Annotated in this window: 20 protein-coding genes and 1 pseudogene; 8 read left to right on the top strand and 13 right to left on the bottom strand. The window is 43.4% G+C overall.

Annotation, left to right across the window (positions count from 1 at the left end; genetic code table 11):
* Positions 1–743 precede the first annotated feature (743 nt).
* Positions 744–1,007 carry a hypothetical protein gene (locus tag EO98_RS17320; protein ID WP_048138766.1) on the top strand — a complete coding sequence of 88 codons (264 nt, stop codon included), beginning with the start codon at positions 744–746 and terminating at the stop codon, positions 1,005–1,007.
* Positions 1,008–1,663: 656 nt separating this feature from the next.
* On the opposite strand, the gene EO98_RS17315 is transcribed toward EO98_RS17320, so the two are convergent.
* The 5 genes and pseudogenes from EO98_RS17315 to EO98_RS17295 form a co-directional block, all read right to left on the bottom strand.
* Positions 1,664–4,234, bottom strand: coding sequence for a histidine kinase dimerization/phosphoacceptor domain -containing protein (locus EO98_RS17315; protein ID WP_048138764.1), 2,571 nt, complete (start codon positions 4,232–4,234; stop codon positions 1,664–1,666).
* Positions 4,235–4,687: 453 nt separating this feature from the next.
* Positions 4,688–6,133, bottom strand: a complete 1,446-nt coding sequence (locus EO98_RS17310) for an APC family permease (RefSeq protein ID WP_048138762.1) — start codon at positions 6,131–6,133, stop codon at positions 4,688–4,690.
* A 311-nt stretch (positions 6,134–6,444) separates the two neighbouring features.
* A pseudogene (mtbB, locus tag EO98_RS17305) lies at positions 6,445–7,848 on the bottom strand ([dimethylamine--corrinoid protein] Co-methyltransferase).
* Between the two features lie 63 nt (positions 7,849–7,911).
* Complete coding sequence (gene mtbC, locus EO98_RS17300) at positions 7,912–8,556, bottom strand: dimethylamine corrinoid protein MtbC (RefSeq protein WP_048138760.1); 645 nt, start codon at positions 8,554–8,556, stop codon at positions 7,912–7,914.
* A gap of 393 nt (positions 8,557–8,949) precedes the next feature.
* Complete coding sequence (locus tag EO98_RS17295; protein WP_082098667.1) at positions 8,950–9,309, bottom strand: DUF2769 domain-containing protein; 360 nt, start codon at positions 9,307–9,309, stop codon at positions 8,950–8,952.
* Between the two features lie 218 nt (positions 9,310–9,527).
* On the opposite strand from EO98_RS17295, the gene EO98_RS17290 reads away from it, so the two are divergent.
* Complete coding sequence (locus EO98_RS17290) at positions 9,528–10,403, top strand: PAS domain-containing protein (protein ID WP_048138772.1); 876 nt, start codon at positions 9,528–9,530, stop codon at positions 10,401–10,403.
* 285 nt (positions 10,404–10,688) lie between these two features.
* Here the strand turns inward: EO98_RS17290 and thiC are convergent, their stop codons facing one another.
* Positions 10,689–11,936, bottom strand: coding sequence for a phosphomethylpyrimidine synthase ThiC (gene thiC / locus EO98_RS17285; protein ID WP_048138758.1), 1,248 nt, complete (start codon positions 11,934–11,936; stop codon positions 10,689–10,691).
* Between the two features lie 482 nt (positions 11,937–12,418).
* Here thiC and EO98_RS17280 point away from each other — a divergent pair, with 482 nt between their 5' ends.
* Positions 12,419–13,231, top strand: a complete 813-nt coding sequence (locus tag EO98_RS17280) for a winged helix-turn-helix domain-containing protein (protein WP_048138756.1) — start codon at positions 12,419–12,421, stop codon at positions 13,229–13,231.
* A 76-nt stretch (positions 13,232–13,307) separates the two neighbouring features.
* Here EO98_RS17280 and EO98_RS17275 read toward each other — a convergent pair whose 3' ends face one another.
* Positions 13,308–14,216, bottom strand: coding sequence for an MBL fold metallo-hydrolase (locus tag EO98_RS17275; RefSeq protein WP_048138753.1), 909 nt, complete (start codon positions 14,214–14,216; stop codon positions 13,308–13,310).
* Between the two features lie 59 nt (positions 14,217–14,275).
* Positions 14,276–14,923, bottom strand: a complete 648-nt coding sequence (locus EO98_RS17270) for an HD domain-containing protein (protein ID WP_048138751.1) — start codon at positions 14,921–14,923, stop codon at positions 14,276–14,278.
* 279 nt (positions 14,924–15,202) lie between these two features.
* Here EO98_RS17270 and EO98_RS17265 point away from each other — a divergent pair, with 279 nt between their 5' ends.
* Positions 15,203–16,690, top strand: coding sequence for a DEAD/DEAH box helicase (locus EO98_RS17265; RefSeq protein WP_048138748.1), 1,488 nt, complete (start codon positions 15,203–15,205; stop codon positions 16,688–16,690).
* Positions 16,677–18,470: a DUF790 family protein gene (locus tag EO98_RS17260; protein WP_048138746.1), complete on the top strand. Its 1,794-nt coding sequence runs from the start codon at positions 16,677–16,679 to the stop codon at positions 18,468–18,470. The genes EO98_RS17265 and EO98_RS17260 overlap by 14 nt, the downstream gene beginning before the upstream one ends.
* Before the next feature lie 139 nt (positions 18,471–18,609).
* Here EO98_RS17260 and EO98_RS17255 read toward each other — a convergent pair whose 3' ends face one another.
* The 4 genes from EO98_RS17255 to sugE all read right to left on the bottom strand — a co-directional run bounded on the left by EO98_RS17255 (position 18,610) and on the right by sugE (position 21,573).
* The gene (locus EO98_RS17255; protein ID WP_048138744.1) at positions 18,610–18,900 is read right to left on the bottom strand and encodes a hypothetical protein; all 291 of its coding nucleotides are present in this window, start codon (positions 18,898–18,900) and stop codon (positions 18,610–18,612) included.
* Positions 18,901–19,150: 250 nt separating this feature from the next.
* Positions 19,151–19,342 carry a hypothetical protein gene (locus tag EO98_RS17250; protein WP_048138742.1) on the bottom strand — a complete coding sequence of 64 codons (192 nt, stop codon included), beginning with the start codon at positions 19,340–19,342 and terminating at the stop codon, positions 19,151–19,153.
* An 813-nt stretch (positions 19,343–20,155) separates the two neighbouring features.
* Positions 20,156–21,043: a hypothetical protein gene (locus tag EO98_RS17240; protein ID WP_235283503.1), complete on the bottom strand. Its 888-nt coding sequence runs from the start codon at positions 21,041–21,043 to the stop codon at positions 20,156–20,158.
* A gap of 212 nt (positions 21,044–21,255) precedes the next feature.
* Entirely contained in the window at positions 21,256–21,573 is a 318-nt protein-coding gene (gene sugE, locus EO98_RS17235; protein ID WP_048138738.1) for a quaternary ammonium compound efflux SMR transporter SugE, read from the bottom strand.
* A gap of 220 nt (positions 21,574–21,793) precedes the next feature.
* On the opposite strand from sugE, the gene EO98_RS17230 reads away from it, so the two are divergent.
* Positions 21,794–22,882 carry a radical SAM protein gene (locus EO98_RS17230; protein ID WP_048138735.1) on the top strand — a complete coding sequence of 363 codons (1,089 nt, stop codon included), beginning with the start codon at positions 21,794–21,796 and terminating at the stop codon, positions 22,880–22,882.
* Between the two features lie 321 nt (positions 22,883–23,203).
* On the opposite strand, the gene EO98_RS17225 is transcribed toward EO98_RS17230, so the two are convergent.
* Positions 23,204–24,349, bottom strand: coding sequence for a sensor histidine kinase (locus tag EO98_RS17225; RefSeq protein WP_235283502.1), 1,146 nt, complete (start codon positions 24,347–24,349; stop codon positions 23,204–23,206).
* 301 nt (positions 24,350–24,650) lie between these two features.
* Here EO98_RS17225 and EO98_RS17220 point away from each other — a divergent pair, with 301 nt between their 5' ends.
* Both EO98_RS17220 and EO98_RS17215 read left to right on the top strand, forming a co-directional pair.
* On the top strand, positions 24,651–25,016 hold the full coding sequence (locus EO98_RS17220; protein WP_048138733.1) for a ribbon-helix-helix domain-containing protein: 366 nt from the start codon (positions 24,651–24,653) through the stop codon (positions 25,014–25,016).
* 257 nt (positions 25,017–25,273) lie between these two features.
* On the top strand, positions 25,274–25,657 hold the full coding sequence (locus tag EO98_RS17215; protein ID WP_048138731.1) for a hypothetical protein: 384 nt from the start codon (positions 25,274–25,276) through the stop codon (positions 25,655–25,657).
* The last annotated feature ends 613 nt before the right edge of the window (positions 25,658–26,270 follow it).

The following is a 26,270-nucleotide window of genomic DNA, read 5'->3' as shown; positions in this document are numbered from 1 at the left end:
CTGAGCCTTCGATGGCAATTCAATGGTTAGTTTTTTGACGGTTTCTCAGAACCAAAGTAAAAACAACCTTCCTGTCCAAGGTAATGATGGAGTTAATATCCAAAAAAGGTAAGGAAAAAGGACTTTCGTTCTTTGGGCATGTTATTCGAAGAATATCATGTGCGTTTTTTAATTAAGGAGAATTTCAAGCCGCTTAAAAAATTTAACCGCATCAAAAAATCATATGCCAAAGGAATATCCATTTCACTCTCTCTTTTACCTGAAAGTTTTGAAAGAACCCCATAGATTGGGCTATATATTATCGGAGTTATATAATAAATCACACACGGGAAACTGATCAAACCTTCAGGAATAGACAACTTGTCTTGAGTAAATTCCCGGTATAATAAAAGAGAAGGTTTGAAAACCATATTAAAAATGGTACAAAAATGGATTAAGTATAGCATAGGAAAATTGTTGCATCCTCAAAATGAAATTAAAATGAATCTCAGGAAAGACCGAAAGGTTTCCGGGCTGCATGTGGGAATGTAATCCGGCACTTACGGGACAAACTGAGAACAAAGAGAAAGAGAACAGCTAGATTGCCTGAGGTGTGCAGGCAGCTTTCTTAGTATCTCTTGAACCCTAGCAAATGCATTACAACATTTACCTGAGGACTGTGGTCATGGGATTTAAGGCCATATTCCTCGGGTACCTCCAAATAATACCTGCTCTTTTTAAGTGATTTACCTGTTTTATTTCAAATGATTGGCCTGCTCTTATTAAGTGATTTATCTGTTTTATTTCAAATGATTGGCCTGCTCTTATTAAGTGATTTACCTGCTTTATTTCAAGTGATTAAAACTTTTAACGGCATTAAAAAATCACATGAAATTGGTAATGTCCTGAGATCCTTTCCCGAACCCACGGCATTTGAAGGAACTTCACAGGTTGGGCTATATATCATCAATTATATAATAAGAATATGTCAGGAAAAGCAAAAAGAGGTTCATCCTGGCATGATTTGAGACTCAGAATAAGGGATAATTTTGAGAAACAAACATAAGATGTAAAACCAGATACATCAAAAAGAAACTAAATGGGATATGAGTTTGGGAACTCATCGAAGAAAAGGAAATTTGTCAGGATATGAGAGAAAAACAAGAAAATGCCAGTTAAAATAACTTCTCATAAAGGAACCAAACCTGAGAGAAAATCGAATTAACAAATATGAGAAAGGAAAACCAATTAGTAAACAGCTAATGATCGAAAAGACCTCAAGATCTCAAGTAAGGATTTTGTGATGTTATGGACATATCCTGAATGGCAAATTGAGATAATGGCAAATTGAGGGTCATTCGGAAACAAGAGGAGTCAGGCAAATTTATGGCCTGATACATAGGTTGTTGAACATCTCCTTTACTCCACCCCTGAAACAAAGTGAAAATCGTGAAATGAACTGGCACATAAATCACTGTAATTATATCTCATTCCCTGCAGATTTTACCTTTTACTTCCTTTTAATTTTACTTCCTTTTAATTTTACTTCCTTTTAATTTTACTTCCTTTTAATTTTACTTCCTTTTAATTTTACTTCCATCATCCTGATATACTTCAACAATCCTGCTTATTTTGAGAGCAGTTTCTGCCAGATTAGTCGCTGCAACTCGATCAATAGCAGCAGTCATAATTTTTGCTTGTATTTCAATTCCCTAAATCTGATCCTGAATTCGGTTCCCCTACTTGTATTAAGTTCAATGCTTCCCTCAATCTGGTCCACAAGTGTGACCACAAGCTGCATGCCCAGGGAGTCAGTTTCTCTGAAATCTATTTCTTCAGGGAAGCCTTTGCCGTTATCCCTGACAATGAGTGAAAAATACTCCCGGGGGATTCCTGTTTTGCGTTCTTTCTCGGTGCCTGTATGTTCAGCCTCTGTACCGACCTTTTCTTTATCCTCTTTTTTGAGACAGACCCAGATCTTCCCGCTTTCTCCTTCCGAAAAGGCATGTTTAAGGGCGTTTGAGACAAGTTCGTTGATAATAATGCCCAGGGGAACTGCAGTATCCATTCCGAGGAAAACATTATCAACATCGAGTCTCAGGCTGATATTTCTGTCACCCACGGAATATGCTCCGAAAAGGTAATTTGCAAGGTTCTGGATGTAGTCTGCAAAATCTACACTTACCATATCTTCGGACTGATAGAGTTTTTCATGGACAAGAGCCATCGACTTAATCCTGTGCTGGCTGTTCCTGAAAGCCTCGATTACCTTTTCATCATTGAAATTTCCGGATTCCAGGTAAAGCAGGGTTGAAATTACCTGAAGGTTGTTCTTGATCCTGTGGTGAATCTCTTTTTTGCGGATTTCTTCCATCTGCAAAAGGGCATCTTCAGCTTTTTTATGTTCGGTTATGTCAAGGATGATACCCTGAAGGTGGATCTCATCTTTCTCGTCCCTCTGAATAAAAGTCCTCTCATCCACCCAGCGGATTTCCCCGGACCTGGTAAAGATCCGGTACTCCGAGGTATAGACATCACAGCCGGACTCCACGTTCCGGGCAAGCTCTTTGTGCATCTTTTCAAGGTCTTCCGGATAGACAATGTCCGCATAAAGAATCCTGTTAGAGGTAAAATCCTCTACATCATATCCAAGCAAGGTAATGTTTTCCGATACAAACTCTATTGGCCAGCCTTCTTTGTACTTCCACAAAAAGACAATTACAGGGCTGGTGTTGATTATTCGTTCCATTTCTTCTTTTAACCTGTTTGAGTGCTCTAGCTTTCTTGCATACTCAATTAAGGCTTTTTCAGCCTCCCTGCGCTGGGTTGTAACCTTGTCAAGGACCAGGCGGGTCTCTTCAATCCCATCGGTCAGGAGTTTGAAGTCTCCCTGTCCATGTATCCGGATAGAGCGCTTGAAGTCATTGTGTTGAAAAGCTGTAAGCACGGCGGTCGAGTCGTCAATAATCATATTAAGGGTTTCGGAAAACTTATCCAGCGTGTCCTCAAGTTCCCGGAACTCCCCCTGCACGTCCACATTGACCCTTTCCTTCAACTCCCCCTGTGCAAGGGCATTGGTTACCCGCATGGTTTCCCGGATAGGGATAACCACAGAATTGATGATTTCATTCAAGCCACGGGGAATTTCCTGAAAATCAATTTCCACATGGGTATTTGCCCTTACATCGAGCTTCCCTTTAACAGCGTCTTCAGCAATATTCTTGAAGTCATCAACAATTCTGTTAATTGGTTTTGTTACGGATCTCGCAATCATATAAGCCAGAGCAGCCATGAACAGAATTGAGATTGCAGAGATGATAAGAAGCCTGTCTCTTAGATCGATAACTCCGGCAAGCATTTCTTCTTTCGGGACGACCAGTACGAAAGCAAAGTCTCCGGTCTCAACAGGTTCGTAAAACATAATAACGGTTTTTCCGGTTGTCGGGTCCTTTGTTTCAATATGGCCACTTACCCCGTTTTTTATATTAAAGGAGGCTGTTTTGAGTTCTTCCCCTCCTAAATCATAAAGATTCTTTTTTCCGATCCAGTCCTTATAGGTCGGGTGGGACAGAAGAATTCCCTCGTTGCTGACCATAAAAGCGTATCCGGTATCAAAAGTCCGGACCTCACTTACCACTTCATCCACATATTCAAGGGAAACGTCCACTCCCCCTATCCCGACAAATTCCCCATCCTTAATGATAGGAGAAACGTAACTCACCATGAAGACCCCTTCATAAAAATAGGGCTCAGTGAGCAGATCTTTTTTCATATCTTTTGGAAGCTGGTAATAATCCGAATCATCATAATGAAGAAGAGGTGCAACTGCAACAGTCCCGTTCATTTTATTCCAGTAAGGGACAAACCTGCCAGTTTCATCATGGGCAGGAGTATTTACATACTCAGCATCTTTCCCGTCAAAGGCATCGGGCTCAAAAGCTACATAGGTTCCGAGGAGAAGAGGATTGTCCAGGAGCAGGTTTTCCAGAATAAGAAGAGTTTCATCCCTGTCTGCAGTTTCGTAACTTGTCATGACAGTGGAAATCGTCCTTGCAATGGCAAGGTTGGCTTTCATGTCTGCATCAAACTGATTTGCATAATTGGAAGCCATTTCAACTGACTGCTGGTAGGCCAGCTTTTCTTCCTGCGTTGTAACCGTGGAAATAATCACAGCTGTGGAAGCCGTAAGGATTAGAAAAACCCCGAGCACGGTATAGAGTATCATCTTTGTTTTCAACGGGGTATCACTGAGCATTATTAACCCTCACTATGGTCCCTTTCCTTTTTAGCTGTCGAACAGGTGAAAGAAAGCAACTTTCCACGCCTTCTGATCTGGAGAAAAACAGTCCTTTAACCCTATATTATTCTGCAGAAGAATTCGTTCAGAGAGCGTTATTTACATGCTTTTGAAAATGTTCTTCCCTGGACGTCCCCTATAGTCAGAAGAATTTATGGACCTGAGGATAAATCAGGTACAATAGGGTTTTTAACGATTAATTTTATGGGCACTTTAAACATTTAAATACTTCCTATAAAGACCCAGTTCCAGAATCCATTGATGAACGTAAAATTAAAAATCACTGGATTTTGTAATTGGTCACAATCTTCGTGAGAATACTTCTGGGTTGAAGTCTTTAGATGTTGAATATTAATTTTGATTGAAAAAAAGAAGGAGTGCAGGATATGTTTCTGCATCCCCATTTAAAACTTATGTCGCGGCTTCACCCGAGACAGGGGTTTCTTTTTCCACCCTTACAGGTTTCTCATTCTGGGAATAGAACCAGAGTGGGATATAGAGGGTAAGAACCACGAAACCGACTATGGTGGAGGTCCAGCCCACCTCAAGGCTATTGAGATAAATCACCCCAATCAGACAGAGAGGCAGGTTAAAGAGCCCGAAAATCATAGCAACGTACTTCCAGCCCCCTGGAGCTTTGAAAGGTCTCTCAAGCTTTGAGAACCGGGGGTCGAGTTTTGCTTTCACGTACGCAAAGAGACTGATTCCGTTAGCACAGACGTATCCGATTGCAGATGCCGCCAGGATGGCTGCGGGAGTTCCAAGGCAAATGAACCCCATGTTGAAGAGAGCTATGACGATCATCGCATTAACAGGGGTTCCATGAACATTCATCTTTCCGAAAAACTTTGGAAGATTTCCTTCATCAGCCATGGAATACATCGCCCTTGAAGCTCCAAGGAAGGCGGTCTGGATGATCATTACCATTGCCGCTATCAGCATGAGAATGGTAAGAGACCCACCTACGGGTCCAAGAGTCATCTGAGCCATCGGGAGCATTGGCGAGAAAGGTTCTTCCAGGATCCCTTCTATTCCAAGGGTTCCGGTACAGGCTGCCTGAACAAGGATAAATGTCACCAGGCAGATTGCGCCGCAGATAAAGAGGGCTTTGGGAACATCGGACTTCGGGTTTTTGTATTCGGGCCCGTAGATTGCTGCAGTTTCCCAGGCACATGCACTCCATTGAGCCATTGCAAAAAGCCCTAGCAGGATCAGGATGTGCGGAATGTCCCAGCTCCAATCTGTGGGGAGCCAGGCACTGGTGATGTTGCTCATTTCAAACTGCCCGGTTACGAAAGGTGCAAGGGAAATGATGATAAGCGGGGCAAGAGAAAGCACGGCAAGGATGTACCCGAGGGTCGCTCCGCCGGCAAGCCCGCGATAATTAACTATCATAAGGAATACATACACAACTGCCCCGGAGGCAAGGTAAAGAGCAAGGTCAGGAACGCCGGCAAAGGCAGGGACCAGACCTTTAAGGTAGCTTCCGATAAGGATTGCAAAGATAGCAAGCACGGGGTTCCAGGCAAACCAGTAGCTCCAGGCGCTGAACCCTCCTAGAAGTTTACCCTGGTCGTATTTCTTGTTTCCCTGATTTGTACCGAACACACTCTGGGCGTATCCCGGCAGTCCTGAAGCTTTCGGGAACATTGTTGCAAGTTCTCCGTAGGCAAAGTTCTGCATGAAACCCTGGAAAACAGAAAGGATCCAGACGATGATTGCAAAAGCCCAGACATAGCTTGCAAAGTAGCCGATAGACGGAAGAATCAGCACAGGAACACCAAGGGCGATTGCAAGCCCCTGTTTCCAGTCAATTGTCCGCTGAAGCCCCCCTGATTCACTTTTTTCGTCACTCATTTTTCAACACACGCTCCGTTAATTGTTTATTGGCATAGCCTGACGATTCGCACAGCTCTTGCAGCATAAATAAGCCTGCAAAACCTGCAAGCAAAAGAAGCGGGAAGATATTCAGGAATCAGGCCAGGAGGCTGCACCTGCGTTTTTCCGCCTGCAGCAGCAACCTGTAAAAAGTTTCGCCCTGTTTCCTGAATGATTCCGGAGGAATATTGTCCCTGAAACCTGCTATAAACCCGCTATAAACCCGCTATAAACCCACTATTTATGTTTATGGCAATTTTTTGTGCAAATTCGGTTACTATTCGGTATGTTTATCTGATCTGTCTTCTGAAGAGTTCACAGGAGTTTATCTTGACGTCAAGCAGCTTCTCGATATTCATTTTTGCAGCAATTCCCTTTGCAGCTCCTGGCACGGAGGTGATCACACCAATATCGAGTTCTTCACGCAGTTCTCTCATTACATGTTCGTCCGAGAGGTCCATTGTGTCAACGTTAAGCTTCTTTGCCACGTACTCTTTTGCCTCTCCGACCCGCATGTTCTTTGAGAACTCCATCCTTGCAACGAGGTCTCCGGCTGCTCTTATTCCGGTCATCCCGGAAGCCATTATGTGGGAAATCGGCATACCCAGCGGGTCGCCGACCCCGATCTATATGCCGTCGACGCCGGCAATTTCGACCATTGCCTTGCTTGCCCTTGTAACGGCATCTACCGGAGGAGTCTCAAGCATGGGGATTCCACCGACACCCATACCCATGTCAACATGACAGGGCAGGGGAGAAACCTTTACGGCTTCCTTAATAAAAGTGACAGCACGTGCCAGGTTCCATGGTGAGGTCTTGCTGGTATTTGTGTTGACAACAGGTCCGAAAACGTTTGCTCCTGCCTTTGCAACAAGTGGAACCTGCTGGTGCGGCCAGAGCCCTGCAAGGGTTACACCGTCATACTGCAGGTTTCCGTGCATACCGAGCACCATTTCCCCGGCCATTCCGGCTTCTATATACATATCAGGGAATTCCTTTCTGAGAGCTTCAATTGCGTGCAGGGTACCGTAAAAGTCAGCATCTCCGGCTGCAGCTGTGGTGTCAAAGTTGACCCCGTCTGCTCCCGAAGCAAAGAGCTTCTGCATGATCCAGACGGTATCTCTGGAGAGGTGCTCTGCTGCGTGTTCCATTGACTCCCAGGCTTCCTGAATCTTGAAAGCTTTCATGAGGTCGCCGGGATTTTCAAAAGGTCCATCCGGAGTGTAATAAAGCCCCATGTTCGGCATTGCGCCATAGAAAAGCGGGATAATCATATTCTGCTGGCAGACTTCCATTGCCTGGCACTCATTTGAAACCACGGGTTTTACTGGCTTGAAACTGTAGTCGATGTGCCCGAGTTCCATGGTGTCGGCGCCAAAGGCTCTCTCGTGCATCATGCAGCCGACAAGCCGGCTGGAAGGAATTCCAACTCCGCTGTTGCCCTGGTCCCCATCAAGCCTGATTGTGCCTATATCGTGGGTTACAGGCACTTCCATGCCCTGCTCGACACTTACGGCTTTTCCGGGCATCATAAGGATTTCTGCAAGCTTGTCAATTTCATCAGCACTGAGATCAGGGATTTCTCCAAGGTCTGAGGCATTTGCCATACCTGCCTCAATCTCCTCCATGATCTTTTCTTTTGTGAGGAAGACACGTTTCCCGTCTCCCATCCTCAAAGCATATTCAGTTGCCATTTTTATTCCCTCCATTGATAACTGATATTGACTGAACTTAGATGACTAAACTCAGAATGAGGTTCAGAGCAGCAGTTCTTTTGCCTTTGCAACGGCTTCGCTTGCGTTTTCAGCGTAGCAGTCTGCTCCGATTTTGTCTGCCCAGGCCTGGGTTGCAGGTGCCCCTCCTACCATTACCTTAATACGGCTGCGCAGCCCCTCTTCTTTCAGGAGTTCAATAACACTCCTCTGTCCGGGAAGTGTGGTGGTCATCAGGGCAGAAAGCCCTATCATATTTGCATTGACTTCTTTTGCCTTCTCGACAAAGTTCTTTATAGGAACATCCCTGCCTATGTCGTGGACTTCAAAACCAGCGGATTGAAGCATGGTTGAGACGATTGACTTGCCAATGTCGTGCACATCGCCTTCGACGGTTCCATTTACAATTACTCCGAGCTTTTTGCTCTCGCTCCCTGCAGGGAGATCAGCTTCAAGGAATTTGACACCTGCTGTCATTGCATCAGCAGCCATCATTACATGGGGCAGGAAAAGTTTCCCTCTCTCAAAAAGAATTCCTACCTGGTTCATGCCTGCTGAAAGCCCTTTATCAATGATTTCTGCGGGTTCCATGACCTGCTTTGCTTTTTCAACAGCAGCCAGTACTGCATCCTTTTTACAGGAGATTACCGCATCAGAAAGCTCCTGAATAAGTTCTTCTTTAGTTGCCATTTTTAAACCTCCATTAAGTCAGAAACCCGCTTCAGAATCCGAAGTATCGCTACTAAAGTTTGATTCCTGATTGTACATATTATATGTGTAGAATTATATAGCCCAGCCTCTGGTGTTTTTTCTCAATGGTATGGAATTGGAACTTCCGGGAAGCGTTGTGAAGGACAGGAGGTAAAGGACAGGCTCTCTGGTTCATGCTCAAGTAATGAGGATTTTTAATTGTGTTGAAATATTCAATCTAATAAAAACAGGGGCAAAAACCAGGATTGAGTTCAGAAATTAAAAAGTGAAATTCGATTTTTCAGGAATCGATTCCTTAAGAATCCGGGCCTTATTCATAAAACCTCAGCAGGAAACTCGTTAAATCTTTAGATTTAACGGGTAGTTGACTCGTTACTTAGAATGCATATTCCGGTCATCCAGTACGCAGACCCTGATTGTGCCGGCACTCGTCTGGAAATTCATACAGATATTCAAAGGGGGCTGGTTTTTTTCAAAAACTTCCACTTTTTCTTTCGGCTGGCAGAAATAATCGCCCTCAAGCCGGAACTTTTTAAAAAGCTCACATGTTTCACAGAGACAGCCCTCTTTTTTTTCCTCTACCTCACTCTTGCCTCTGGCACAGAACATCCCTGTGCCCCCCGGATAAGATGGGCAGGTTTTGCAGACGCAGGCTTTCAGGTGGTGGTATGAACTGCAGATCCCGAAATACCTTCCGTATATTTCCCTGGCTTTCAGGGTGATATCGGGCATCTCCCGTGAGAACTCTTCTGCTTCTTCTGCTTCTTCGGCATTTTCTTTGTTTTCTGTTGGAACCTCAGAGTCCAGAACATTCCCCCTATGTAAAAAAGGACATTAATTTATAAGATGTCAAAATATATTGTATATTGGTTGAGGGTTTCATAAATACATTTTTACCTGTGGCCAGGTGGGCCCTGGATTTAAAAAGGCTTTGGAGGATAAGGGATAATATGGGATTCAATCGGGTAACTGAAAGCAACGAACTGATTCATGATGAAGCACTCGAAAGGCAGCGAATTCTGGAAACCGTGATCGACAACAGCCCTATAATGGCTTTTCTCTGGACCCCGGAAAAAGCCTGGCCTGCGAAATATGTCTCGGAAAACGTGACCCAGCTGGGGTACAGTGCGGAGGAATTCCTTACGGGCAGGATAATGTATGCAAACATAGTTCATTCCGAGGATATTGACCGGGTAAGAAATGAACTTACAAAGTGCTGCGCGCTGGGAAAAGAACACTTCGTCCAGCGCTACAGGATCCTGACGGGTGGGGGAGAGATCCGCTGGGTTGAAGAAAAGACCTTTATACAGCGCGACGAAAAAGGAAACGTGACCCATTTCCAGGGAATAGTCAGGGACGTCACCTCCGAAATACAAACCGAAAAAGCGTTAAGAGACGCCCTTGAGAGCCAGAAGGCCCTGATGGAAAAACAAAAATCTCTGCTTGAAAGGCAGAAGGCGCTGGAAACCGTAATCAACAACAGCTCAATGGTCGTATTTCTCTGGAAGGCAGAAAAGTACTGGCCCACCCTTTACGTGTCCGAAAACGTTCGGCAGTTTGGGTACGCTCCTGAAGATTTCATATCAGGAAGAGTCCTCTACGGTAAAATCGTCCACCCCGAAGACCTGCTCCTTGTAGAACTCGAACTTGAGGAAAACTGCGACGAAGGCGGAAAAGAGTTTAACCGGCAGTACCGCATCCTGACACAGACCGGAGAGGTACGCTGGGTAGAAGAAAAAACCTTTATCCAGCGCAACCAGGAAGGGGAAGTGACCCATTTTCAGGGGATAATCGAAGACATAACCGGAAAGATCAAAAAAGCCTGAGAGAAAAAGAAATTAATAACTTATTTTTTCCAGGAAATTGCAGAAGGCCCGGATTATGGAGAAGATCAGGGCCCACGTACTGCTGCAGTTTTCAAAAGTTCCCGGCAGAATAATGGGGAAAGGTTCTGGATCGGGGAACAGTCCTGTCTCCTTTTAAAAATAATTGGCCCTGAAAGAACAGTTTTGCCGCCCTAAGATATTAGGGTCATATTGGGTGGCTTTTCTGCGGATTCCGGAAAATTATTTTGTTTGGTCTTTGACAATATGACCTTCCCGGTTCTCCAGTTATTCATCCCCTGCGAGGTAATTTCCCATGATCTTTATGGCGCAGTATTCGCCGCACATGGAACACGGACCTGTCATGGGGCACATGTCCCCCGGCCTGTCGGGGTCAAGGGCGAGTTTGATCTGTCCTCCCCAGTCAAAATGGGCACGCTTCTGTGCAAGCAGCAGGTCCCTTTCGCTTACCCCGTATTTCATGGAATCCCCTATGTGGGCAGCTATCCTGAAAGCGATAAGTCCTTCCCTTACCTGCTCCGGGTTCGGGAGGGAGAGATGTTCTGCAGGGGTTATGTAACACAGGTAGTCCGCCCCTGCCCCACTTGCCATGCTTGCCCCTACCGCCCCTGCGATATGGTCATAGCCAAGGGCTACGTCCGTGGGCAGGGGGCCTGCAACGAAAAGGGGAAAAGCTGACCTTGATTTGTATAAATTCACGTGTTCCGGGATCTCAGCTGCCTGGATATGTCCGCCCATGCCCTCTATTATTACCTGCACACCTTCCTCGTTTGCTCTTTTCGCAAGGCGGACATTGGTTTCGATCTCCATCAGCTGGGCTCCGTCCCTATAGTCATGGATGCAGCCGCTTCGCATGGTGTTTCCCAGGGAAAGGACGACATCTTTTTTCCTGAGGGTCTCGATTACCTCGTCAAAGTGTTCTATGAAGGGGTTTTCGCAGCCATTTGTAAGCATATAGACACTGGTAAGGGAACCTCCCTTGGAGACCATACCCATCACCCTCCCTACGCCCTTTAGCTTCTCAAGGGTTGCCTTTTCCACGCAGTGCAGCACCACAGAGCTCACACCTTCGTCAACATGGGCTTTGAGGTATGAGAGGATGTCGCCCTCTGTAAGGTCCTTCATTCCACACTCCACAACCGTCTGATAGATGGGGACTGTAGTGATAGGAAGCCTGCTGTTCTCAAACACGCTTGCACGTATAGCACGGATGTCCCCACCCATGGAAAGGTCGGTAATGGTGTCAGCCCCATATTTTTCTGCGATCCTCACCTTTTCGAGCTCTGCATCCGGATCTATCCTGACAGCCGAAGTGCCCAGGTTGACATTTACCTTGGTGCTGGCACCCCTGCCTATGGCTATAGAAGGGCAGCCCTCCCTTGTCATTATAATGAGGCTTCCTTCAGCTACACGGGAGAGCAGAGTATCCTCATCAATATTTTCTCTCTCCATAGTCTGCTGCATTTCGAGGGTAAGTTTTCCGTCACGTGCACAATCAATCTGCGTGTGTCTCATGGGTTCTTGCACTCTTCCTGTATTTAATGTGGAACTGCCGATCTGTCAGTTCAATCACACATGAGTTTATAAATATATTTATATGAGTTATAATATAGATTATGTCATTATTTATTAAGGCGTACGTTAACAAAAATATTTTAGTATGACTTTGTATTTGCACATTGTTAACCAGGAGCCTTTCATGTAGCGACATAAATCTTGAAAATCCGGGATAGAAATGACAGGATAGAAATGAAAAGAATTCTAAAAAATTTATCTAATTGAGATAAACAGTTTCCCATCTTCCCGGAATGAATTGTACGGAAATGTATATTTATAAAAGAGTAACAAATATGTCAATAATTAGTCTTCAATTTTTTATAAATATATGAATATACTTTTATATCGCGGAGATTCTTCAATATAATATATATTTTCAATAATTACAGGCCAGAATCTACAGGCGGTCAGATACAGGCAATCAGATCAAGGTGCATAATATGGAAAACTCTCTACTAGACCTGATTTTCCTCTCCGATAAAAGAAAAAACGTGCTTCTCCTTCTGCTTGAAGGGCCAAAGGACATCAACACAATAAAAAAAATCCTTAAAGCAGGTGCAACTTCACTCCAGCCCCAGATTAAAATGCTCAAGGAAAAACACCTTGTAGTTCAGGACAGAGAGCTCTACAGGCTTAGCGAGATAGGAATAATCATAACCGAAAAGATGAAACCCCTGCTGGATACTCTTTCTGTACTGGAAGAAAATGCAGATTACTGGGCTGATAGGGATATGACTAAAATTCCGCCTTTTCTCCTGCACCGCATAGGGGAACTTGGGCACTGTATCACAATTGAACCCCAGAGAGAACATATGTTCGAAATGATTCCCGAGTATGTCGAAAATGCTGAAAAGGCAAAGACGTTCGAGGCGCTCAGTTCTTATTTCCACCCTCTCTATCCTTCCTTTTGTCTCGGGCTTGCAGAAAAGGGTACATCGGTGTCACTGATTCTTCCCGAATCAATCCTTGGAAGGTGGGTTGAGGATGATTACAGGGAACAAACCAGGCAGTTTCTTAAAATGGAGAATACTAAACTCCTGGTCTGCAAAGACTGTGAAATGACTCCTAATATTGTAGCGGCAGACAACTTCATGGGAATGGCTCTTTTCCCGAAAGATACTGTTTTTGACCGAAAATACGTGATAAGCTTTGAGCCCGGAGCTCTTGTCTGGGGCAAAGAACTCTATGACTACTACGAACAAAGAGCGGAACAAATCCGGGATATCGACAGCTACGCCAGCAGTACACCCTGAAAAGAAATCAAAAAAAGCTAAAAAGCTCCTCATCAGGTGTGCTCTTCACAACGTATATTAGAGGTCCTCAGGTATATTAGAGATATTCATCAAGCCCTGTCTCACCATTTGAATATGCTTCATGCCATCCCCGGGGTACAGGCTGTTTATTATAGAGGATTTTTCTCCGTGCCTCAAGTAGTTTCGGCTTTTTTCCCATGAACTCTGCAGCACACAGGACCTTATTTTCAACCTTTCCTGCCAGTTTTTTTAACCACCTGTAGCCTTCAAAAGACCTCAGAAGATGGTGGTCCAGGATCAAAGTGTCAACATTTCTGGCAAGAAGAAGAGCATTTTCAAACGCTTCTTTTGAAGCTTCAGGGACATGGTGGGAGAGATAGAGCGGGGGCCCGGAAGAGAAAACTACTGTCGGTTTCCAGGCAAGTACCTCAAGCACAGCTTCCCTGTCCAGGAGCTGGATATCCGAACTGTGGACAAACACCTCGGCTCCTTCACAGATCCTGGTCATCATTACCGTGCCAAACCCCTTATCTCTTGTCCCATGCGGAACAGGAGAAGAAAAACTTATGCCGTCGGAACTAATGCCTTCAGAAGCGGGAAGGGGAGAGCCCAGAAAATGAGAGAGCTCTTTTCTCCTGCGTGCAGACAGCCCTGAAATATTTTGTGGACCTTTGCACCAGAACCTGACCTCTTCCAGAGGAGGGAGGGCTTCTACTGGCAATTGATAAGGGTCTTCGGCTTTCATGGGCATGTGGTCCCCATGGTAGTGGCTGATTACTATATCCGTTGCACCTTCAAGGGCATAAAGGATCTTTTTCCTGATCCTGAGGGCAGCTGCAACCTCTACGGGATGGGGAGGTAAACCGTAACGCAGGCGAGCAAGGGCTACTCCCGGATCGATCAGAATTTTTTTATCCCCGGTTTTTACAGCGCAGGCAAGAGACCTTGCCCCGAAAGACTCACACCCGAGTATTTCAATCTGCATATGTTTCTATCTGTTTACATGAATAAAAATCCTTTTCAGAAGGGCATTTATGGAATTCCTCACGATTGATGGAATTGGGGCTTAAACTCAAGTTCAGTATCGTAGAGCAGATTCCAGAGATCACCTTTTTTGTACATCCTTTCCGCATCAACTGTAGCCCCCTGCCCTATTATTTCGAACCTGACTCTCCGGCCTTTGAAAGTGACCTTTCCTAGCCTGCTTCCCATCCGGCTGTAGTCAAGGGCATCGGCAAGCCGGATAAGGGCAGCCACTTTCAGGGTTACATCCTGCAGGTCTTCGGGCATATTCCCGAAATCCTTTCCTTTAAGGTCTTCGATTTTCTTTTTTCCTACTTTCTTTTTGTGCAGGAAAGCCGTCCAGGCAACAACCGGCCACAGCCTTTCAGGTAATTCGGCAGGCGGATGGCGGAGCAGGATATCCCTCCCTGCCCTGTGATGGTTCTCAAAGTCCGTAGCTACCCCTGTATCATGCACAAGGGCAGCCATTTCCACGAGTTTTTGGAACTCAGAGCCAAGCCCGTGGACAGGCCCGAGGATCTCATAAAGTTCGAGTGCATTCCGGGCCACATTATCGGCATGGCTGCGTTCAATTCCGTATTTGTGAAAAAGATCTTCGAGGGGTACGGGTTCGGGCGAGAAAGCTTCCCCGGACTTTTCATCCCCAACAGGTCTGGAATTAGAGCTCATGCAGAATTCCCTTCTTTTAATTTCCTTTTTAGAACTGAAATTAACTTGAAGCTATTTCTCAGTTTTCTTTTTTGCATAAGCTGTAAAACTCTGCACAATAGAACGTATAACAAAGTGCGTAAAAATATACCAATTCTGGGACTCAAACATATAAAAAATTAGCTTATGTAATAAATTCCTGCCTGAGCCTGCTGATAACTTAATTATTGCTGCTGATAACTGAATTGTTACTACAGATAACTGAATTATTATATATCATGTCCAGAATCTTAGTAAACAATGATCAAAATAAGCTTCAAGCAGGGAACTCTCCTTATACAGGGCAATGTCAGGGTCCCCAATTCGACCTGGGACGAAAGGAGCGGGAGCTTCAGGGCCCTTGCCATGTATTACAGAGATATCATAAGTTACCTGAAAAATTCCGGGATTGATTTTGAAGATGCTGTCCTTGATCTCCTTCCCTGTCCTGACCTTGCAGAAGCTTATGAGGCTTCGGGAAAGAAGCTGGATTTAAGGGATTACCAGGCAGAAGCCCTTGTTTCCTGGAGTGAAAATGAAAAATGGGGAGTTCTGGTCCTGCCGACAGGGAGTGGAAAGACCCTTACCGGCATCCGGGCAATTGCAGGGTGCAATACCCCTGCCCTCGTGATTGTCCCGACTCTTGACCTGCTCGAACAGTGGAAAAAGCAGCTTGAAAAGGCTTTTTCCATGGAAATCGGAAAGCTTGGGGGCGGCGAGAAGAAAATTCTTCCGATAACCGTTTCCACATATGACTCTGCCTATATTCATGCCGAAACCCTGGGTAACAGGTTCGGTCTCCTGATTTTTGACGAAGTGCACCACCTGCCTGCAGCAGGGTACAGGAGCATTGCCGAATTTTCCGCAGCCCCATGCAGGCTCGGACTGACTGCCACATACGAAAGGGAAGATGAGCTGCATAAGGAACTCAACCGTCTTGTAGGGGGAAAAGTCTACGAGAAAAACGTTTCGGAACTTGCAGGCGGACATCTTGCTCCTTATACGATAAAACGGGCTTCTGTGACGCTCACTGTCGGGGAGCAGAAAGAATACGACCAGAAATATTCGATATTCCTTAACTACCTCAAAAAAACCGGAATAGTAATGAGAGGCCCGCAGGACTTCCGGAAACTGGTCATGAAAAGCGGAAGAGACCCTGAAGCCAGAAAAGCCCTCCTTGCAAGAAACGCAGCAAGAGATCTCGCCTTCAACAGCGATTCAAAAATTGAGAAACTGAGGGAGATCCTGGAGCAGCACAGAGAGGACAGGGTGTTTATCTTCACGGAACATAACCGGCTTGTGCACCGGATTTCCAATACGTTCTTTATCCCGGCGATCACGTATCGGACTCCTTCAAAAGAAAGGAATTCCATTCTCGAAAAGTTCAGGGTGGGCAGCTACAGGGCTGTTGTTACTTCAAAGGTACTGGATGAAGGTATTGATGTGCCTGAAGCAAACATAGGGATAATAGCAAGCGGGACAGGCAGCAAGAGGGCATATGTGCAGCGCCTTGGCAGGATCCTCAGGAAAAAAGAGGGAAAAGAAGCCGTACTCTACGAAATCATAGCCTCGGAAACCTCGGAGACCGGGACCGCACAAAGGAGAAAAGGAGCTTTATCTTCCGGAAAAGGTCCATTAGAAAGCCCCGGAGAAAAGGGAAGGAAAGAAGCTCAGAGGGTAAGAAAAGAAAGCTCTGAAAGACCTGAAAAACCTGAAATCCAGAAAGGTGGTCCTCATGCTAACATCTGACCTCCTTGTAACCCGCATTTCCGGAGGAAAGATCAAACCGGCATACGCGGCTTTCAATACCGAAAACCTTGAGCTTGCAGGACTCCTTATAGAGACTTTCGGGCAGCATGTAGGAAAAACCTACGGCGACCTCCTGACAGAACTTGAAGGTTATGAAGAGATGAATTACCGCTTCATCCGGGGGCTTTCCCAGCTCCTTGGAAGGCGGGCTGTGGTTGAAACCTCTTCAGCTGTTGACCCTTCTATGGCCAGGGAAGCGGTTTTTGACGCCTGTACCGGGATGGCACTTTCTCCTGCCGAAAGAAAAGAGGCGCTTCAAAAAGCCGCAAAAAAACTATCGATATCCATTCCTGAGCTTGAAAAAGCTCTCTGGGCAGACCTTGAGGAAAACCAGATCCTCAAAGAATTCAAACCCCTTTCCCCTGCAGAACTCCTCAGGCAGTATAACATCTCCCTGACCCAGACCATCCTTTTCCGCGCTGTTGACCTGAACATATGGATAACAGGCGATTTCCAGAACGTTCTCTGGAAGATTCTCAGATCCGGGCTTATGTATTCCCTGGAAGATACTGGGGAGAAAGCAGGCGAAAAAGAAGAAACTGAAAGATTGAAAAGCGTTCACCTCCACCTTGAAGGGCCAGCATCTCTTTTCAGGATGTCGGAGCGATATGGAAATTCATTTGCAAAACTCTTCCCCACCCTCCTGAAATCAAAGGGCTGGAGCCTGAAGGCAGGAATTCTCCATAAAGGTTATCAGGGGAAGCGCATCCTTGATTTTACCCTTGACGGCTCGGAAGAGGCTTTCAGACCCATACCGGAAGCAGCCAGATATCATGAAAAAGTACCGGAAAGGTTTTTTCCCGATTTTCAGCTCGCGGAAGGACAGGAAGGATACAGGACAGGAATCGAGACTGAGAATGGGTTTGGGGGAGAAGAAGCTGATATTCAGGGAGCTGGAATTCAGGGAGCTGGAACTCAGGAAACAGAAATAGATATTGAAAGTGAAGCCTATGACAGCACTTATGAACAGCAGTTTGCCAGCTTAAGTTTAGGAAGTTGGAAAGCAAAAAGAGAACCAACGATCCTGAAAGCAGGCAGGTACGCATTTATTCCGGACTTTTCCCTTCAGAGGGACGGGATGAAAGTATACGTAGAGGTTGTCGGTTTCTGGACACCGGAATACCTTAAAAAGAAGACCGAGAAACTAAAGGAAGTAAAGGAACCCGTTATTCTCCTGATTAACAGGAAACTAAAGTGCTCGGAAAAAGACTTCCCTGCACAGGACGTGATTTTCTTTGACAGGAAGATTCCGGCAAATGAAGTAATGCAGGTACTTAGAAAATATGAGAAAAAACGGCTTGAAGAAGACCTGTCAGAATTGCAGGAAACGGAGATTCCTCTTTCCGGGGAACTGATCAGCCTTGCAGAAATCGCAGCTGAGAAAGAGGTCCTGCTTGATGCTTTAAAAAATGAGATTTCAGGCCGACTTATAAACTCAAGGGAATCCGAAGAAGTCGGAAAATTCGAGGAATCCGAAGAATTAGAGAAGTACAGGAACTATGTGCTCCTTGAGAATTATTTGCTCCACAAGCAATTACTTGGGAAAATAGACATGGAGCTTGAAAAACCAGGGGCTGCAGAAACATATGCCGGTGCAGTAAAGGTGTTTGAGGGCTTCGGGCTCGACAGCAGCCTCTATTACCCTTTACTCGAAAACCTGGGGTATAAGGTTAGCTGGACCGGGCTCAGTGAAGAGAACGCAAAGGTTAAAAAAATATGAGGCTTTTTATAAAGAGACTTCTTCGAATTTCATTGCTTAAAGCAAAGATAAGATCCTGAAAATAGGGGATTATCAATAAAATTAGGAAGGCCATAAACCTTCCATATTTATAATTAAATAATATATAATTTAATAAACTTCATACTTCAATTCCATCCATTTTTACAATGAAGTTTACCTCAACTTTCGAAATATTAAGGTTAGATTCAAGATCCGTCTCGTATTCTGCAAGTAAATTTTTAAGAACAACTTTTATAGAATGTTTTAAGTCAGTGACTGTTTCATCCATTAGATTAAGGTTAGATTCAAGTTCGGTCTCGTATTCTGTAAGTAAATCTTTAATGACAATTTCTGAAGAATGTTTTAAGTCAGTGACTGTTTCGTCAATTTGTATTGTTTTTTCAGCTTCAGTCAGGTTATAAAGAGCCATCTAACACCACCCCACAAATTCTTTTTTTATGTTTATTTCAAAATTATCTTATCTCAATACGATTTTATCCCACTTTCCGCAGTAAATATTCACATATTCACAATTTGTCCTGCTATCGATTTTCAATCAAACTTAGGTTTATTGGACTTTTGTTTCAAAAACGCGATCAGGAAAAATATTGATTTTCGAAAAATATTGCGGAATGTGGGTTTTATGGTTACTGCTGCTTAATTCAATTATTATATAAACTTCATACTTCAATTCCATCCATTTTTACAATGAAGTTTACCTCAACTTTCGAAATATTGAGGTTAGATTCAAGATCCGTCTCGTATTCTGCAAGTAAATTTTTAATAACAATTTCCAAAGAATGTTTTAAGTCAACGACGGTTTCATCCATTAATATTGTTTTTTCAGCTTCAGTCAAGTTAAAAAGAGTCATTTAACACCACTCCCCAATAATTTTGTTTTATTATACTGATATTCACGTTGTCTTAATCCGCCAATATTTTTGTAATCCCGACACTATTTTGTAATCCGCCAGTATCTTTTAGTTACTGAGGTCTTAATTCAAACCTTGTTTTTCGTGGATTCATTCGGAAATGCAAAGATTTCTTTCAACCACAAACAGGTAGGAATTACGTGACCTATATACACTTACCCTTCCCACATTATCCAGTACTTGCTGCAAAAGCTGTACTGTATATTGAAATTTTTTTCGATTCTAAGAGTCATATTATCCCCCGATAACCATTGCTCTATTTTAGTTCAGTGGTATTATATTTTACCAATAGTATAACTGATATACTGATATAAATACTTATTCTGTATAAAATGGCCATCAAAAGCCATTATATATAGAGAATATCCGAGATAACTTTAAATAGAAGTAGTTTTTTAACATTTATACTGTGGTAAAAAATATGTATCAGTTAAATGATTCACTATTTTAAAAAAATGTTAATAAAATACGGAAAACCGGTTGTTTTAAAACTCTATAACTATTTATATTAAATTTAAAATATTTTACATTAGACATACCATATTTTACAACCACTGCAAAATATTTTATAATTACGTTAATCAGGATGTGAATTTCAGAATATTGTTCATCGAGTTTAAAGTCAATACTGCCCATCTCCAGGAAATTAAAGTTGTTTTGAGGCGGCCTGAAAAGATGTATTCTGGTAAGAGACATCCAGATTTAGACAGTTAATATGAAATCAGATCCTGAATATTCCAGAGTACAAGGATTTTATTCCACATACGCCACATTCCTTTTCACAGGCCGGAAGAGTTTCATGAACTCGTGTACTTCTTCCGGAAAATCCGTGTTTACGGAAAGCCCTATTTCTTTAGCTTCTGCGGCTGAAAGGGGAGTGCTGTGGATCATTTCTCCGCTGACCAGCTTTTCAACCACTTCATCGAGCCTGTCTTCTCCGCCGGGGCCAGGTGCAATTTTGCCTTCCAGAAGCTCTTTTGCGACACTCCGGGTAAGCTTGAGGGCCTTTCTGGAGATATCGCTCATGACCAGAGTGACATCTTCCGCATTCTCTTTTTTCATTTCTGCGGCATAGATCCAGGAAGGTGCAGGGAAGAGCCCTCGCATGAGATCCCCTACCTGGGGGTCAATAGGCCCTATGACTGAATCTTTGTCCATTACGATTTCATCTGCTGCAAGGGCGACAATTGTGCCCCCTGACATTGAGTAGTGGGGGATGAGCACACGGGTCTTTTTGGGGTGATTCTTCAGGGCACGGGCGATCTGGATACTGGCATGGAGCTGCCCGCCGGAGGTGTGCAGGATCAGCTCAAGGGGATAATCCCTGTATTTCCTTATCCAGCGCAGGACCTGTTCGGCATCCTCCTCATCGATGAACTGGTAGGCAGGCAGCCCTAAAAAAGAAATTGCTTCCCGTCTGTGAATCATTGTCAGTACTTTACAGCCATGGCGCCTCTCCATAGCTTTCAGTTTTGCCAGACGCTGCATCTGGACTCTTTTGAGCTGCGACTGTGGGTAAATTACGGTGTAAAGAAAGAAAACTACGAACAAAATAAACATCAAATCCCAGAGACTGAAAGTTGTGCCGTCAATTAGAGCCAGAAAAACTTCTCCCTTAAACTTCTCCCTTAAACTTCCCACAGGCACCGCTTAAGCTAACAGAAGGTGCAATTCAAATCCTCAGGTTTAATCCCATTTCCCTTATTTTTCCCTGTATTAACATTGTCCTGTTTGCTATTAATTTTTAGCCCCGCTTGCAGTTCAGAGAATATCTAAAAAGAATTATCCTGAATGAGCACACGGCTCCACAGGACCTGGAGGAAAACAGGGCAAGTGGAAATTTAAAAGCAGGGTCAGGAAGAAATCATCTTGAGCCCCATGACTCCTGAAAAAATCAGCATTATGCAGACAAGCCTGCCGAAATCCATGGAATCATTAAAGAGCAAGATGCCCAGGATAGTTGTGCCAAGAATCCCGATTCCGGTCCAGACTGCATAGCCAGTTCCTATTGGCAAAATCTTCAGAGCCTGGGAAAGGAAATAGAAGCTCAGGACCATGCAAACGACCGTAAATATGCTGGGATAAAGCCTTGTGAAACCTTCCGTATATTTCAGCCCGATTGCCCAGGCTGCTTCAAAAAGACCAGCGATGAAAAGAAAGATCCATTCCATTTTTGTTCTACACCTGTTTATGTATATTTTATGGGGTTACAGTGAAAATATCAATTGAAAAGTATTCTAAAGCCTTTTTCTCCTTATAATCTTGCCTGAAAGAACCCCTGGAAAGGTCGGTTAAATTTCTCAAAGGTAAAATCTCGAATATTGAGATCAGAAATAAAAATCAGAAAGAGCAAACAATAAGCCTTTAACCCATGTACGAGAATATTTCAATATGGCAGCTCCGAAGTACCTGAAACGCTATCTTATGGTGCAGGGAGATGAAATGCCTGCCCTCTCCAGAATAACAGAGAGAATTTCAGTCGAATTTGATCCGGAAATGGGACTTGAAGAACTCCGGAATATCCATGAAGCAAGCATCAAAGAATACAGGAAATTGCGGGAAAGCCTTGAAATCGAGGCCATGGAAGCCCTTGCTTATCCGGATAGTTCGGACATGCTGAAGCTGTATACTACAAGCTTCTTGGAAATCCCGAAAGCCAGCCCCTCCCTTCTTGACCTCAAGGTTGCAATTGTGGACAGAATGCTTGAAAACTGCCACTGCTGCGAGCGCCGCTGCGGGATTAACCGAAAAGAGGGAGAAAAAGGCTTCTGCCGGCTTACCGACGTTTCTCGCTACGCCTCAGAGTTCCTGCACATGGGAGAAGAGCCCGAACTCGTCCCCTCCCACACGATCTTTTTTACGGGATGTGTTTTTGCCTGCGTCTACTGCCAGAACTGGGACATCTCCACCTGCCCGGAATGCGGCACTGAGGTCGACCCCCGGAAACTTGCAAAACTTGTTGACATCCGGAGGCTTCACGGGGCAAAAAACGTAAACTTCGTAACCCCAACCCCGCACCCTCATACCGTCCTGAAAATCGTGCGGGAAATGTCAGCAAATACCACTGTGGTCTGGAACTCGAACATGTACCACTCAAGGGAAATCGCCGAAATCTTGGAAGGCGTAGTTGACGTCTACCTCGGGGACTTCAAGTACGGCAACAATGAATGCGCTCTCAAGTACTCAAAAGTTAAAAACTACCTGGAAGTCGTTCAGCCCAACTTCGAGTTCGCCTACGAAACCGCCGAAATCCTCCTTCGTCACCTGGTCCTCCCCGGCCACCTGGACTGCTGCACAAGGCCGATTGCCGAATGGGTTGCAGGACACATCCCGCAAATCAGGTTCAACCTGATGTTCCAGTACAGGCCCTGCTACCGGGCAATGGAATATCCGGATCTTGGAAGGCACCTGACCCTGGAAGAGGAAACGGATGCGATTGATATCGTGAGGGGGGTAGGGATTGAGGACGTTCTGATCTGAGTGGATTTTAAAAAGAATTTCAACCCACGTTCTGCAGTATTTTTTAGAAAATCAATATTTTTTATGATTGTGTTTTTGACATATTTAAGTAACTTTGACTATTGGCGTAACTTGATGAAAATTAATTGATATCGTTTTTTGTCTCTATGATATACCCTATAGTTGCTTTTACCTCATGCATAAAAGTTCAATTAATCGACGTAATATTCAAAATCGATAGCAAGAATAATTATGAGATAGGGAATTTTATTGCGGAAAGTTGGCTTATACTTGCCACATTCCATACAGCAAGAGCACACTTTTACATTGGGAGACTGAAAATTAATGTCCCGGAAAGCCTAATTTTTCAATATTTAGCTTACTGAAGCGGATATTAAACTTTGTCCCTTTGTCTCTTTTAAGTTCAATAGAACCTCCTATCTGTTCAACAAAAATGTTTACGAGCTGCAATCCAAGAGAATCCTTATTCTGAAGGTTCACTAATTTCGGAATTCCCTGACCATTGTCTTCTACGGTTAGGATGAACTGAAAATCTTTTTCATTTGAGTAGCTTGGTACAATTCCGGAGTTCCCGAAGTTTTTAAATTCTTTTTCGTAATTCGTCATCCGGGTAAAATTTATTCGAATTTCTCCCTCTTTTCCAGGCAGAAAGGCGTGCTTCAGGGAGTTTGAAACCAATTCGTTGACAATAATACCAAGAGATACTGCGATATCTGTTTCCATATAAACCTGTTCGAGTTCCAGTCTCAGATTGATCCTTTCATTTCCTACCCGGTAGGAAATGAAAAGCCCTTCAGTAAGTTTCCGAAGATAGTCTGAAAAATCAATGATGTATGTTTCTCCTATGCAGAGTTTTTGGTGGATCAGAGACATTGTAGCTATACGGTTCTGGCTTTTCCGAAAGACTTCAAGGGTTTCCGGATCGGTGGATTTTTCAGCTTCTAGACTTAGCAGGGATGAGATCACCTGAAGGTTATTTTTTATCCTGTGGTTAACTTCTTTTATGCGTGCGTTCTCAATTTTTTCCAGGGAAATTGCTGCCAGTTTACTTTCAGTGATATCACGAATAAATCCCTGTACTTCTCCATGCTTTCCAGAACCTGAGGGAGTTTTCTGAATAACCTGCCTGATCCATTTTAGATCACCATCTCTGTTCCGTATCCGATACTCGATTTCGGTGGGTGCAACCGGATTAGACAAAGCTGTTTTTACATCCTTAAAAATTAGAGGTAAGTCTTCGGATACGATTATTTCTAACCATCTTTCCCCTCTGGATAAAAAATACTCTTTATTATAACCGGTTACGCCTTCCACATCTCCGTCAATAAATACCGGTTCAAAGTTCTTATTCGCCCTGAACCCTATAAAGCCGTTAATATTCTGTAGGAGTAAACAGCAGTCATTTTCATCATTCAGCAGATTTCTGCCCGAAAGTTCACTTTCGTTTTCCTCTCTCCATAAAAACACTGTTTTTTCCCAAGATGTGGGTTTTACTTTTGTTTTTTCTTCTCCTTGATCCGTCAAAAGTAAAGAAGTTAACAGGATGATTATACTTACTGCATATCTTGAGGTTGTGCTAAACATTGTGCAGCAGGATTCTACTATTGCATTTCTCTTTCTATTCAGCATTCTCCCTTCCTTTTCACATAATTTCCACGTTTTTTGGTGTACTTGTCATACTAATCTACTACATATTCTTATAAATAGTTTAGTATTGGTTATATTTTCATACAATTGTTTATATTATAATCAGTGATATGATTTAGCGATGAAAGAACGGTTCACTATCTCAATGGATAACGATCTAGCATCATGGCTTGATAGATTGTGTAATGAAAAAATATTTAACAGTAGAAGTCATGGTATTGAATTTTGTGTCATGCAAATCAAAAAAATGGATATCGAAAAGGTTGTGCTTTTACACTGGGGTAAAGAAGAAGTGGAGCCGGTTTTCTTATCTAAAAAAAATGTTCAAATTCTTTCCCGGATATCTGAAAAATTAAATCTTAATCTTGAAGATACGCTTGGTGTACTTATATATAAGGAGTTGGAAAATATGAGTAAAAATATTGTGGAATCGGAAAAAGAGAAAGGAACTAAAGAGGAGAACCTTAGAAAAGTTTTTTTTGAATAAAGTCTGGTCCACTTAATAAAATTAGGGGGTCACACATGTTAGCCTCGTTAAAGAAGCATGGTTTTTTCTCGACCTGTGTACTACAAGTTTGAAGATGATGTCATTTTAGTTCTCAACAAAGAAATTTACCCTACACTCGAGTTTGTGATTACTTTCATCATGCTCGATTAGTTCTTATATCTTTAGAGGTGATTTAATTCTTGGATGTGGGTTAAATAATGTTTATAAAAATACATTGTCCAGTTTGTGGTAGTGATATGTACTATGACATCAGGTTATCTGCTCTGGAATATCTGCATTTTGAGGGAGAGAGACAGGCTTGCAGGTATGTGGTTGAAAATATCGAGATACAGGATACTCTAACTGAAGAAGAGCTCGTCAGAAGTATCCTGCAGAGCCTGCAAAAAGTTATCCATGATGGAATTAAAGTAGAAACCCTTATCGAAGTTCTGCAGGAAAATTACGGAGTTACAGGAAGCTGCTGCATGGGGATTATTGAGAGAATCCAGCTTGAGCTTGGTATGTATTGTCCAGATAGAAAAAGACTCTATTTCGCTGACCCCGAAGAACCGGGAAGTTACACGAAGAAAAATACTCTTTATTTTTTGTTTGACTCTTATTCTCAGTTTCTCCAGCTATGAATTCATAACTTATTGTCATCATTGTCTTATCGTTGGAGTATTTGACAAACTTGACATTTCAGAATTGGTTGAAAACCTTTCCTCAGGATTAGTAACTGAAATTGATAGTAATAAGATCGTAAGGTATTGAATCCAGATGAGTAAAATCCTGCTTTCGGCAGGTAACTTGTTTTTTTCGTAATATTTTTACTGATAGCGTTTTTGCTAGAAAACACATTATTCCTGATACTAGACATTATTGCAAAAACGACTCATTGTTTATATATACCATGAGATTTGGGTCATATGTTAACCAGTTTCGAACCCAACATATAATTACATAATGTTTGAAAAACACCATCATTAAAAATACTTAAAATCTAATGTCGACCTGCCGAATATAGGTTTGATGAAGGCAAAAAGCCACAAATTTTGGAAAATATCAAAAACATATGTTTAGTTAAACATGAAGTTTTCAGAAAAAACGATAGCAGAAAAAATTGTGAAAATTGAAAGGACATCTGCGGAAAGCCGGTTTCATGCTGGCATTTTTACTTAATTTCTTTACTGATGGGCATCCTCTATCTCAAACTTTACATTACGCCTTTGAAACCGGCGTATCCGGCACTGAGTT

Origin of the sequence: Methanosarcina sp. 2.H.T.1A.6 (genome assembly GCF_000979455.1) — an archaeon.
GTDB lineage: Archaea > Halobacteriota > Methanosarcinia > Methanosarcinales > Methanosarcinaceae > Methanosarcina.
Note: the sequence above shows the minus strand (reverse complement) of the source record. Positions and strands in the feature narration are given on the sequence as shown.